10 protein-coding genes, 1 pseudogene and 1 CRISPR repeat array (1 of these 12 running past the window's edge) are annotated in these 12919 nt (G+C 41.6%); of the genes and pseudogenes, 6 read left to right on the top strand and 5 right to left on the bottom strand.

The window, feature by feature from the left end; translation table 11 throughout:
• A CRISPR array of direct repeats spans window positions 1–1018; the repeat unit is 37 nt; unit sequence GTTGCAACTTATACTACTCCCTACTAGGGATTGAAAC (it extends 776 nt beyond the left edge of the window).
• 345 nt (window positions 1019–1363) lie between these two features.
• Window positions 1364–2269, bottom strand: a complete 906-nt coding sequence (locus F7734_RS31285; protein ID WP_155748454.1) for a LysR substrate-binding domain-containing protein — start codon at window positions 2267–2269, stop codon at window positions 1364–1366.
• A gap of 118 nt (window positions 2270–2387) precedes the next feature.
• Between F7734_RS31285 and F7734_RS31280 the strand changes: the two genes are divergently transcribed.
• From F7734_RS31280 to F7734_RS31270, 3 genes are all read left to right on the top strand, one after another.
• Window positions 2388–3269 carry an oxidoreductase gene (locus tag F7734_RS31280; protein WP_155748453.1) on the top strand — a complete coding sequence of 294 codons (882 nt, stop codon included), beginning with the start codon at window positions 2388–2390 and terminating at the stop codon, window positions 3267–3269.
• 74 nt (window positions 3270–3343) lie between these two features.
• Window positions 3344–3589 carry a hypothetical protein gene (locus tag F7734_RS31275; RefSeq protein ID WP_207714258.1) on the top strand — a complete coding sequence of 82 codons (246 nt, stop codon included), beginning with the start codon at window positions 3344–3346 and terminating at the stop codon, window positions 3587–3589.
• A 515-nt stretch (window positions 3590–4104) separates the two neighbouring features.
• Window positions 4105–5493: an NCS2 family permease gene (locus F7734_RS31270; RefSeq protein WP_155748452.1), complete on the top strand. Its 1389-nt coding sequence runs from the start codon at window positions 4105–4107 to the stop codon at window positions 5491–5493.
• 120 nt (window positions 5494–5613) lie between these two features.
• Here the strand turns inward: F7734_RS31270 and F7734_RS31265 are convergent, their stop codons facing one another.
• From F7734_RS31265 to F7734_RS65555, 4 genes and pseudogenes are all read right to left on the bottom strand, one after another.
• Window positions 5614–5958, bottom strand: a complete 345-nt coding sequence (locus F7734_RS31265) for a hypothetical protein (protein ID WP_207714257.1) — start codon at window positions 5956–5958, stop codon at window positions 5614–5616.
• An 806-nt stretch (window positions 5959–6764) separates the two neighbouring features.
• Window positions 6765–7784 carry a catalase family protein gene (locus F7734_RS31260; RefSeq protein WP_347566315.1) on the bottom strand — a complete coding sequence of 340 codons (1020 nt, stop codon included), beginning with the start codon at window positions 7782–7784 and terminating at the stop codon, window positions 6765–6767.
• Window positions 7785–7980: 196 nt separating this feature from the next.
• On the bottom strand, window positions 7981–8451 hold the full coding sequence (locus F7734_RS64070; protein ID WP_347566317.1) for a Clp protease N-terminal domain-containing protein: 471 nt from the start codon (window positions 8449–8451) through the stop codon (window positions 7981–7983).
• 159 nt (window positions 8452–8610) lie between these two features.
• Window positions 8611–8826 (bottom strand): annotated as a pseudogene (locus tag F7734_RS65555) (metalloregulator ArsR/SmtB family transcription factor); the annotation flags it as partial.
• Window positions 8827–9028: 202 nt separating this feature from the next.
• Here F7734_RS65555 and hisD point away from each other — a divergent pair.
• The 3 genes from hisD (at window position 9029) to F7734_RS31240 (ending at window position 12913) form a co-directional block, all read left to right on the top strand.
• Window positions 9029–10357: a histidinol dehydrogenase gene (gene hisD / locus F7734_RS31250; protein ID WP_155748450.1), complete on the top strand. Its 1329-nt coding sequence runs from the start codon at window positions 9029–9031 to the stop codon at window positions 10355–10357.
• A 155-nt stretch (window positions 10358–10512) separates the two neighbouring features.
• Window positions 10513–11739, top strand: a complete 1227-nt coding sequence (locus tag F7734_RS31245) for a hypothetical protein (protein WP_155748449.1) — start codon at window positions 10513–10515, stop codon at window positions 11737–11739.
• A gap of 40 nt (window positions 11740–11779) precedes the next feature.
• Window positions 11780–12913, top strand: coding sequence for an HAD hydrolase-like protein (locus tag F7734_RS31240; protein WP_155748448.1), 1134 nt, complete (start codon window positions 11780–11782; stop codon window positions 12911–12913).
• Window positions 12914–12919: the final 6 nt, after the last annotated feature.

The raw sequence follows: 12919 nt of genomic DNA, 5'->3' as shown, positions 1-12919 counted from the left end.
AAAAATAGCTTATAAAGCTGTTGCAACTTATACTACTCCCTACTAGGGATTGAAACATTTATTTTTGTGGGCAACGAAAGACCATTTACAGCTGTTGCAACTTATACTACTCCCTACTAGGGATTGAAACGCTTCTGCCTAGTGGTGCTTTTCTAAAACAAAAAAAACGTTGCAACTTATACTACTCCCTACTAGGGATTGAAACAACTGACAAGAGGGGAAACAATGAGTTGTGCCAATGTAGTTGCAACTTATACTACTCCCTACTAGGGATTGAAACTTCTGTTGCTGCAACGACAGGACAAGTCCTTAACTGTTGCAACTTATACTACTCCCTACTAGGGATTGAAACTGTATGGACTGTACCAATAAAACAAGACGAACTGTTGCAACTTATACTACTCCCTACTAGGGATTGAAACAAACTATTTTCTTGACAGCTTGTGCCTTATTCCAAGTTGCAACTTATACTACTCCCTACTAGGGATTGAAACGCGCAGTTGCTCGACAGTGTAAATCCTGCGTTGCCGTTGCAACTTATACTACTCCCTACTAGGGATTGAAACGACAAGCTCGCGAGCATCAGAAAAGCTGGGGGCGAGGCAGTTGCAACTTATACTACTCCCTACTAGGGATTGAAACGATACATTTAACTTTTTTCCGTTGCTAATAGCGAATGTTGCAACTTATACTACTCCCTACTAGGGATTGAAACGAAAATTACGAGCAGGGCAATATGGTACGCTGTATTGTTGCAACTTATACTACTCCCTACTAGGGATTGAAACATATGGAGCAGCTATATTACAGTAAATTGCAATTTGAGAAAGTTGCAACTTATACTACTCCCTACTAGGGATTGAAACCAATTCTGCCAATCGCAAAGTCAGGCTATTTGCCAAAGTTGCAACTTATACTACTCCCTACTAGGGATTGAAACGAACTAAGCTTCAGTGGAACCCTTACCCAGGATACAGCGACGTTGCAACTTATACTACTCCCTACTAGATATTGAGCCGAGATACGTGTAAAAACCTGCAAGATGGTCTGGAAACGCCTGCTCTACCTATGTTTCAGCAAATTTGACCTATCGTTTTATAATGCTTCCCGCATACTAGACAAAATTTATACCTTAACGACACTACTAACTCACCAAAGTGAGCGCAACTAGGGCGTAGTTGTGTCCCACAAAGATAACAATACTTAGCTTTAACGTTACTCGTACAGCATATCCTAAATTTAAACAATTTCCCGACCCTAAAGAACTTGCAGAACTTTATACACCAACAGAGACAGAAATTAAGCTGGTAAAGTCCAAAACTAAGAGTCATGAAGGGTCGAGGGGAACATAATCCCTAACTGCTCACGTATCATCATGATTTGACTCCCATTGTGTCGTCTTCCGTGCTAAGAGGAGAAACTCTCTTATTACTGGTGAGGAATCATGCTGCCGCCAAGCCAGATAAAGTCCGGTTTTAGGGATCTGTTCTTGTAAGGGTCTGTAAATGACTCCGCTTCTGTGGAAGTTTTGCAAGGAGGCGGGAACGATCGCAATGCCCAGCCCTGCTGCAACTAAGCCGATGATCGTCTGCATCTGAACCGCCTCTTGAGCCACTTTCGGACGAAATCCAGCTTGTTGACAAATGATAATAATTTGCTCGTAAAAGACGGGTCCCATTTTGGCAGGAAATAGGATAAATGATTCCGAAGCCAACGTGGAGAGAGACACTTTGGTTTGGGCACAGAGCGGATGGGTTTCTGGCAATGCCAAGACCAATGATTCTGGCAAAAAGCACTCCACACTCAAACCTGGTTCGCTAATGGCAGAACGAACAATGCCAATATCAACCTGTTTGTGATGCAGTGCTTGAATCTGTTGAGCAGTTGTCAGTTCATGCAATCGCAGTTCTACCGCCGGAAACTGTTCTCGAAAGACCCTTAAAATCTCTGGTAGTAACATATACATTGCAGAGTCAACAAAGCTGATTGCCAACCGTCCCACCTCACCCCGTCCGATTTGTTGTGTCACTTCGATTGCCTGTTGGAGTTGCGCTAACACTACGTAGGAGCGCTCTAAAAACACTTTGCCTGCTTCAGTCAAATGTACTTGCCGCTTCGTTCGTTCAAACAGCTTGACTCCTAGTTCATCTTCCAAACTGCGAATCTGCTGACTGAGTGGGGGTTGGGAAATGTGCAACCGCTCCGCTGCTCGACTAAAGTGTAGTTCCTCAGCCACCGCGATGAAATAGTGCAGGTGCCGTAGTTCCATCACACTTATATGTTTAACCTATTAATCTTAGTCAAATATATATTGGACAGTCGCATGGCTGTCTTCTACCGTAAGAAATATGAAGCGTGTCTCACCGTATTTGTATTGGAGAAAACAAATGAACTCAGACAAAAATTGTGTCGCTCCTAAAGTTTGGTTAATTACAGGATGCTCAACAGGATTCGGACGTGCCCTAGCAGAAGCTGTGTTGAAGAAGGGCGACTATCTACTAGCTACTGCTCGCAAACCAGAGCAAATTCGCGCTTTGATTGACCAGTATCCAGAGACCGCAAAGGCTGTACATCTGGATGTAACGTTATCCCAAGACATACAAGCAGCTGTTGATGCAGCAATCGCTACATTTGGTCGAATTGATGTGCTGGTCAACAATGCTGGACATGGGCTAATTGCCGCACTCGAAGAAGTCAGTGATGTTGATATTCACCAATTTTTTGAAACCAACTTCTTTGGGGCACTCCGCCTGATGCGAACTGTCTTACCTGTGATGCGTCAGCAAGGCAGTGGCCATATTGTGAATATGTCATCGACAGCAGGATTAGTGGGATTTGGTGGAAGCAGCCTTTACTGTGGTGCTAAATTTGCCTTGGAAGGTACGTCTGAAGCCCTGGCTAAGGAGGTTGAATCCTTTGGAGTTAAAGTTACCTTAATTGAACCTGGGGCATTTCGCACAGATTTCAACGGGCGTTCTCTGGCAGCAGCCCAACAATCCATTGATGCCTATGCGACCGTGAGCGGTGCTTCATTCCAATGGTTCAAACAGATGAATGGTAAGCAACCAGGTAATCCAGCGAAAGCGGCGCAAGCCATCATTCAAGCTGTGGAAAGTCCTTATCCACCGATGCGACTGGCATTAGGCACCGATGCCATGAGCCTGATTCAAGAAAAACTGGAATGGATCAAAACGGATTTGGATGCTTGGCAGCAGGTGACTGTAAGTACAGATTATACAGATAGTAATAGTGAGGTAATAGTTGGGTAGCTAAACTCGCTCGCTACTTATTAGACAGTGCATACATCCACTAAAAAGCAGAATTTAAGTCAGGAGAAAGTTAAGTGATTCAACTCGATAATTCTGTAGCTATTATTACTGGAAGCGGGCGAGGTTTGGGGGCAGCATATGCCCGTTTGCTGGCGGAAAGAGGAGCGCGTGTCGTTGTGCATGAGGTAGGTGTCAACAAAGATGGAACTGGATTCGATCCAAACGTGGCGGCTGATACTGCAAGCAGGATTCGAGAAGCAGGTGGAGTTGCGTTACCGAGCAACGTCATCCTTGATAGTAGAGATAGGTGGAGATTTTGAGTAGCGCATCGCAATACTGCAAGGGATCTCGGAAATTGTAGGTTGGGCAAACCCTTATAGAAACTCAACAAATGTGTGTAAATGTTGGGTTTCGTTCCTCAACCCAACCCAATACTGCAAGGGCTGAGAATTTTTGTAGGTTGGGTAAACCCTTGTAGAAACTCAACAAATGTGTGTAAATGTTGGGTTTCGTTCCTCAACCCAACCTACGGGTTTTCGCATTTTTAGGCTTAACCGACAAGTATTGCAACCCAACCTACGTGTTTTCGTATTTTTAGACTTAACCGAACAGATAATAATTATGATGTTCTTTCCTCTCTAAAGCAGTGTCTGCTACTTGATAGAAAATGCAACCACTAGGCAGGTTTTTGTCAATTTAATAATAATTATTGCAATAGTTAAAGGTAGATTCTTCTAGAAGAGTTCTGATATTAAAATAATGGTATTTCAGTATTTATAACATTTCATTATTGAGATTTTTTTTAGTAATATGAAATAAAATTTTCTAAAAAAAAATGAAAAACTTTACACATCAATATATCCCTAATACCTCAATTAGTCAGTTTTTCAAGTTTGAGCAATTGGGTACTACTTACAAGACAGAAGTTTTAGCTGGGGTCACGACATTTATGACTATGGCTTACATTTTAGTTGTGAATCCTAGAATTTTATCTAATGCTATATTTCAAGAGCAGCCAGGAGATTTGTTCAATCAGATTCTCATTGCCACTGCCATAACCTCAGCGTTCGCAACCGCGTTGATGGGAGTTATCTCGAATTATCCCTTTGCCTTAGCGCCAGCAATGGGTCTCAATGCTTTTTTTGCTTTTTCAGTGGTACTGGGGTTAAAGATAAGTTGGCAATTAGCATTGACATCTGTTTTACTCGAAAGTGTAATCTTTATGGGTTTGATTATCAGCAACATTCATGTCCAAATCATCCGAGCCATTCCAGCTTCCCTCAAATACGCTACTGTGGCAGGTATTGGTTTGTTTATTGCCTATATTGGATTATCTGGTGTTCCTGAAGCACCATCCAATGGAGCAGGTATTATTGTCGCCAGTCAAGCAACCTTAACCACCATAGGTTCTTTTAAGCATCCGGCTACCTTATTGTCAGTTTTCGGTTTACTGCTGACTGCAACCTTAATGGTACGCCGTATTAAAGGAGCTATGCTCTGGGGGATTTTCACTACAGCAGTGTTAGGCTGGACATTTGGAATTGCTCAGAGTCCGGAGAAAATTATCGCCTTACCCGAATTTCCACATGCTCTGGTGGGACAAGCATTTATAGGCTTGAAGGATCTTCAGCCCGACCAGTTGTGGAATCTCATCAGTGTCACACTAACGTTTTTGTTTGTGACTTCTTTTGACACCATTGGTGCGCTCACTGGTCTGGGACAGCAAGCTGGTTACATCAATCAAAAAGGTGAATTGCCTCAAGCTAGCAAGTCATTATTAGCCAGTGCTATAGGCATTTCCTTTGGCGCATTCATAGGCACCTCCCCATGCGCGACCTATCTTGAGTCTGCCTCAGGAATATCTGAGGGGGGAAAGAGTGGCTTCACGTCTGTGGTGGTAGCAATCCTTTTTTTGCTTTCGTTGTTATTCACTCCTGTATTTGCAGCAGTCCCCGCTTTTGCCACAGCACCTGCATTAATAATGGTAGGGGTGCTAATGATGAGTAGCGTGCAAAACATCAATTGGAACGACATCGCTGAGGCAATTCCAGCATTTCTTGTCATCGTGACCATGCCTCTGACCTATTCAATTGCAGAGGGATTGGCAATTGGTTTTATTTTCTACCCCTTGATGAAAGCTTCCCAGGGATTAGCTCATCAATTAAGTAAGCCAGTTTACTTTTTAGCGGCTATCTCTATGTTTCACTTGATGCTAAAAGCTTAGAGAATGTTTGAAAATTCTTTGCGCTCGCTATTTTCATTTGTCATAAAGACGTGCGGTCATAAAGATGTGCCATGCACGTCTCTACACGATTGTTTGTGATTTTAAAATGCCTGCTGAACATTAAGATACCCATTTATAAAGAGGGTTTTGGAAGTGAATTCTATCTGATAGTTGAGGGAACTTCTGTTTAATGACTAATAACGGTAACTGTTTCTCATCATTAGATTCAGATAGGTAGCCATCCATTAAAATTCCTAGATTCAACTGCTCATAGGTATGACACCAACAAAAATAATCAGGTTGACTTGCTTTTGGCAGAATACGTCCAACATAGTAACTTCCGTCCACATCATCTTTTGCTACAACGCAGAACCGTTCATACAACGAGCGTTTGTCTTTTCGTTTAATTGATTCTGTCTCATCAGGAGCGGGAAGGGACTGCAAACGGTATGCTTGTGTATTCATGGTAAAAATTGGGAAAGGCAGAAGTAGGAAAAATAATACTTAGATTACTTAAGTTATCAAAAAATTTTTTAGACGTCATGAAAAAAATCTCATGATTTTTTCATTCTTGTTTCATCTCAAACCCAAATCATTAGTATGCAGACACACATCAAGTAAGTAAGTAGGACAGAATTAATTGCACACAATTCGACAGGAAACCCAACTCCACCCTAGGATCTAACGTGTAATTATTTCTGTCCAATTGCTTAGACCCCATATCCCTCATGCCGTAATGCAGTTATCAGGTGTTGGGGTTTTTTTAGTGTTGCTCGCAGTAGAGAGGGGAGACTAGGGTAGGCAGGAGACACAAGACGTAATTCTCGTACCTGCTTTGAGATGCTTCGGCTACTAAGCACGAGGCTGACTTAGTTGCCACTCACAAGCCTTGTACTGTACGCGTTCTATCTACCATTGATGTCAATTCAAATGAAACAAGATAAGCAAAAATACTCTAACTCACAGAAATTATTAAACGCAGTTGCTATTATTACGGTAATGACAATTGCGCTTGCAGTCCATTTAAGACAATACCAATTTAGATTAACAAACCAAAGGGTAGAAATAGGGGAGCAAGCCAAGCGACACAAAGCGTTCTTGAAGAATTAAACAATGTTTCTAACTTGGGGTACTCCCCTTGAGTATGCTAGCGTTAGCATGAAGTTTACTTATAGTTTGTAGTTGCGCTCTCGTGCGTTCGCCGTTCTTGCGTGTTGCTGGGATAAGCAGCGCAACTACGAACGAAATATGAAAATTTCGTATTTTGTTAGTTAGCTCGGTTCATCTTGAACATCTGCATACGGTTGAGGTTCGCGCAGACGTTTGGCAATATTTTCTCGACGATAGTTTGCCAGTTCTTGGTAGATTTTTTTACGTGAGAGATTAACGCTTCCTACTGGCTCATGTTCGCTTAAAGTATGCCAAGGTGTAAAAAACATACCTTCATCGAGACGAAGGCGTTCATTAAAATTAAATTTCTGTGCGGGAATTCGTACTGTTGCAACTCTCATAAATGGTGAATCTTCTTCTTTCCATTCCTGCATTAGCTGTTCAATGGGCGTCTTGTCATCATTAACATAGAACTGAATCAGAAAGTCAAAATAAGCGTCTTTTCCTTTTCCAGTCAAATATTCAACCATTGCTTCTCGCAGGTAGTTTTCTGACTCTGGCAATGTCTCTGGCGCAATTTCGGGTTCCTGGGGCTTCACCGTCATTTTGACAACGCGATCGCCAAACCGAAATGCTGCCATACTCCAATATTGAATAAACAGGGGATTGCCAACTTTTTGGCTGCCAATTTGTTGTAAAATAGCATAAGATGACTGTAATTCTTCCATCCTTTCCGGTGAGAGTTTTCCGCTAGCAGCACGAAAAATATCTGCATAACCCTCAATATCATTGACAAAGAATGTTGGCCAGTTATTGAGCGTAAAGTCTTGGGTATTTTCTTCATCATCTAAAACTTTTTGACCAGGAACATTCATGACTTTGATAGCAAAACCGCGTATATCGGGATCGCGATCGGAACGGAATTTTCCTCGTCTTTCAGGAGCACCTCCACTAGAAAACCGAATCCATGCTGGATAGGTTTGAGGTGTTTTAAATAACCCTACACGCAATATTTCCGGTAAATTTGGCTCAATGATGAATTCACCCCAAACCAGCCCATGACTTTTCGCATGTATTTGTCGTAAATCTGGACCAGTTTGTTGTTGTGCTTGAAAACTGACCGCTAAAACTTCATCGACCATTTCTGTTTGCTGGGAAGCAGATATATTTGAAATGCTCACAAAAGATTTCTCCCTCTAGAGATCTGTGTACACCGTAGCTTTAAAAAGGGGGATATGCGTAAGTCCTATTGATGTAACCACAAAATAAAACTCTCTTTTAGAATAGGGAGTACAAAGACATTTAGTCTTGCACGTTCTTGCTGCGAGTTTTATACGTTCTTGCGATAAGCGGGATACGGCTTGTGTACGGGCAAATTTAACTCAAAGCACTTCGCAACCTTTGTTCAAAAGCAACTAAGTCTATTCCCAGGTTTTGCAGCACTTTAACTGCGACTCCTCCTCCTACACCTCCTGCACCTTCACGAAGAATACCTAATAGTAGGTGTTCTGTCCCAACGTAGTTTACACCCAGTTTTTGAGATTCTTCTACCGATAGTTCTAAAACTTGCTTGGCTCTGGGTGTGTAGGGAATATCTAAAGGCGTGGAACCTTTTCCTCTACCAATAATTTTTTCCACTTCAATCCGTGCTTTTTCCGAGTTCACCCCCACAGAGGTGAGAATCTCTGATGCTATCCCACTACCTTCGTTTATCAATCCTACTAAAATTTGTTCTGTACCGATAAAGTCATGCCCTAAGCGGCGAGACTCGCTTTGTGCAAACAATATAACGTTTTTGGCTTCTTGAGTAAATCTTTCATATCCTTGAAGGCGGAATCTCCCAGAAATGAATCCAAACAGTTTTTCAAAGATAGCCTCAAAAAATCTTTCAAACATAAATCCTTCCTCTATCGATGTTGCATTGGTAGCTTGAGGAGGACGATCGCCAAAAATACCCACGCGATCGCTTCTCGTTTTCCCTGTGGTTAAAAAAGCAAGCAAATCCTCCATCGTCTCAGCATTTGCTGAATACCACAAAAATTGCCTATCTTTTCGGCTAGTAACTAACCCCTCGTTTCGCAGCTTCTCCAAATGGTGGGACAGGGTGGAGTTCGGGATCTTGAGCTTTTCCTGAATCTCTCCCACTGTCAAGGCTTGTGGGTAAGCTGCAAACAGCAGTCGCATAATTTCAAGCCGTGGTTCCGACCCTAGTGCAGCAAACATATCTGCATAGCCAGCCGTTTCTTCATTAGTCATATTTCTAGAATAATCGAAATAAAGGAGATGTCAATATTAATTTTCTTATATAGCAATCCTAATTTGGTTTATGTAGGGTAGGCATTTAAATAGTGGCACAAATTACCCTGGAAGTTGGTATTATGATAAAATTCCGTTTTTTCACCCAACCAAAATTTACCTTGAAGAAATGAGTGAGGGCAGGCATCTAGTGGTTAGAACTCTCAAACTAGCAGAAATGACATCTCAAGATCTCTCTGCATTGAAGAGACGAGCTGAGTTAAACATCGAACAAGCCCTCTCCATTGCAAAAGAGGTTATCGACCAAATTAAGCAGCGTGGCGATGCAGCCTTAATTGAGTACGTGAGGAAATTTGACTATGCAGGAGCAGAACTGGAAAACCTGAAAGTCAGCGAACAAGAATTTGCAGATGCTCGCGAATCCATTGAACCTGAAATCAAGTCAGCCCTCCATCAGGCATTCGTCAACATCAAAGAAGTCCATGAAAGACAAATGCCGGAAGAAATTCAACTCGCAGAAATTGAGAGTGGAATTTTCGCAGGTGAAAAAGTCACACCCATCGCTAGTGCGGGGCTGTACGTTCCACGAGGAAAAGGTGCTTTTCCATCAGTGATGCTCATGTTAACAATACCAGCAAAGGTGGCTGGTGTGACCAAAATTGTTGTGTGTACCCCTCCAGACAAAAATGGATTGGTAGAACCAGCATCTCTTGTAGCGGCTGAAATGGCAGGAGTCAAAGACGTATACAGGCTGGGTGGAATACAAGCGATCGCAGCCATGGCTTTGGGTACGGGAATAGTCCCCAAAGTTGACAAAATTACAGGTCCGTGTAACGTTTATGGTTCCGCAGCTAAGAGAATTTTATACGGAACGGTAGATGTAGGGCTACCAGCCGGACCGAGTGAGTCCATCATCTTAGCTGACGAACATACCGATCCTCAAATTGCAGCCCTCGATCTGTTAGTTGAAGCAGAACACGGTCCTGAGTCAGCTGCATTACTCGTTACCCATGATGAATCCCTTGCTCTCAAAGCGGCTAACTATGTTACTGAGTATTTAACTAAACTTCCAGAGTGGAGGCGAGAGTTTTGCGAGAAAGGGCTTTCTTCTTATGGTGGCATCTTACTCACACGCAGCTTAGAAGAATCACTTGATTTCGTCAACGAGTATGCTCCAGAACATTTAGAGGTTTTAGTTAAAGAACCTTTCAGCGTACTAGGAAAGATAAAGAACGCCGGAGAAATCTTGCTCGGTCCCTACACACCAATACCCGTAAGTAACTATTGCTTGGGAGTCAATGCTATTCTTCCAACAGGAGGCTTTGCGCGATCGTATTCCGCTGTGTCAGTCTTTGACTTCCTTAAACGGGCGGGAATTGGCTATCTGACTCCAGAAGGCTATGCCAAACTGAAACAAACAACTCAAACACTCGCAACCTACGAAGGTTTTGCAGCCCATGCTATGGCAATTCAAGAAAGGGAAGGTTTATTAGATTAGGGGCTAGGGGCTAGGGGTTAGGGCTGCCGCCGAGCGTGATAGCATCAAGAGAAGTGCGTGACGGGAGGCGGAGCCTCCCAATAGGCATTCCCAGGCTGAGCCTGGGAACGAGGGTGAACGAGGGTGAGGGGTTTTCGCTTTTCAAGGAGGAAAATTTGTCAGACAAAGATTTGCAATATATTCAAGCTCTCCAATTTTCTGATGTAAAGGCTGCAAATGCATTAATGCAAGAATTCCTGAATGCAATTCTGCCTTTTAAAATCAAGGAAGTTACAATCCGACCATTAGCTGTCTCTCTCAATTCTCTCAATGGATTTCTATTGGCAGATGATGGACGAAAGCTATTTTTTAAAACCCATGTCGAGCCAAAAAGTATTATTAACGAGTACTATAACTCGACTATTTTAGCAGAAGCAGGCTATCCAGTTATTCAACCTATATTTAGTTCTAATGAATGGGGAAAGCAACTTCTGATTTACGAATATGTTGAATATCCATCACTATTTGATATAACTCGGAAATTAGAACTGGATAATCAACAAAATGCAGACTTTATTGTTTCTCTGCAACAAAAATCTGATGATAATCTTTGGAAGATTTATTTACAAACACTCCAACCTTTAACAGCAGAGGAACATGAAAAAGCCCCAATTCACCAACTGTTTTCTCACAGACTGACTGGCGGACGCTTTGCAACTTTCTACGAAAATACAGAAATTGTTTTGCCCGGACACACAATTCATTTTTCTACACTGGCGAAAATGAATTGGATTGTTAATGGAGTTGAATTTAAAGAGACGATTGGTAGTCTTGTACAGCAAGCGATCGAGGTATTAGACCCCTCCAAATCCGAAACTCCATCCATAGTTGGGCATGGAGATGCTCACAATGGTAATGTGTTTGTTGATAAAGAAAATTCTTCCTTAATCTACTTCGATCCAGCTTTTGCAGGGAGGCACTCGCCCTTTCTAGATTTAGCCAAACCACTGTTTCATAATGTGTTTGCTATTTGGATGTACTTTCCCCATGAAGTTGCCAAGACACTCACTATTCAATTAGAAATTAAAGACAATACTATTACTGTAAAACATAACTTTGCACCCTCAGAAGTTAGGCTAGCTTTTTTACAATCAAAAATTCAACGAGTGCTGACTCCTTTAGTTAAAGAACTGAAATCTAGAGAATCGCTGAATCCGCATTGGAAGAAGTATTTAAAGTTGGCTTTATTCTGTTGTCCTTTTCTAACAATGAATCTGAGCGATACTCAAAAGTTTCCTCCTGAAATTACACTCCTAGGGTTAGCTATGGCGGTTGAAATGGGGAGTGATATTCAGGGAGAAACGAAAAGCTTGATAGATTCTGAATTAGATGCTGTTAGCTAAATAACTTTATCCTTTATGCGCTCTCCTGAATCCTTATAATATGTATCAGCAACTTACAACTCTTATCTTTGATTTGGATGGAGTTATTACTAGTGAAAAAAAGTATTGGAATACAGCCCGCCTCACTGTCTGGGATTTGATAACTAGTGACAGCTACCTTGGGTTAAAAAATTATTTTGATGAAGGTGATGATTTTTTAACTAAATTGGCTTTGGTTGGGGAAAAGGTTATATCCAGTCAGTTTGTTTATGAATTAAAAAGGCGGGCTGTTAACTCAAACTGGGACTTAACATTTTTTGTTATGTCTCTGCATTTGCTGGGAATTCTCAACGCAGTGAAAGTAAATTATCCTGAGGATTGGTCTAATATTATCGGCAATCCTCTCCCTGTAAACGAGGAATTAGCAAGATTAAAAAATTTCTTGCAAAAGAATAATTATACCTCAAGAATTAGCGATGCTTTAATTGGAATATTTTGGGAAGAAACTCAATTTTTAACAGGAACAGATGTTGTTGGGTATGTCAGTTTGTTCTCAGAAAGAATTTTGGGGGCAAAGTTAAGTTACCTTCAACCTAAAGGAGATTTGTGGCAGCTTTGCTATCATAACTTCCAAGAATGGTATGAAACAAAGGGTTGCGGAGTTCTTCCTGATGATGATACCGTTTTGGACTTAGGAAGTATTGGGATAGTATTGCAAAATTTACGCGATCGCTATAACTACACTTTAGGCATCGCAACAGGAAGACCGAGAAATGAAGTGATTCAGCCCCTATCCAAGCTAGGGTTACTCGAATACTTTGACAAAACACGCATTGTTACATATGACGAAGTTTTAGACGCAGAAGCAATTCTATCTCGTTCTGGTAACAGTCAGAAACTCGGCAAACCCCACCCATTTGTCGTACTTAAAGCACTTTATCCTGATGAAAATGTTGAAATTTTCTGTTCAAAAGAATTTCAATCTTTAGATCGTAAGTATGCAGCTTATATTGGTGATGCTACGAGTGATGTTGTTGCTGCCAAACAAGCTGGATGTCTATCTATAGGGGTATTGACTGGTGTATTTGGAGATCGGATGTCAGATAAGCAACAAAGTATGCTCAAAGATGTAGGATGTGATGTTATCTTAAACAGTGTACTTGAGTTACCAATGTTACTAGGAAACAACCGTTAAATATTA

Source organism: Scytonema sp. UIC 10036 (genome assembly GCF_009725235.1).
This window is presented reverse-complemented; position numbering and strand designations above follow the sequence as displayed.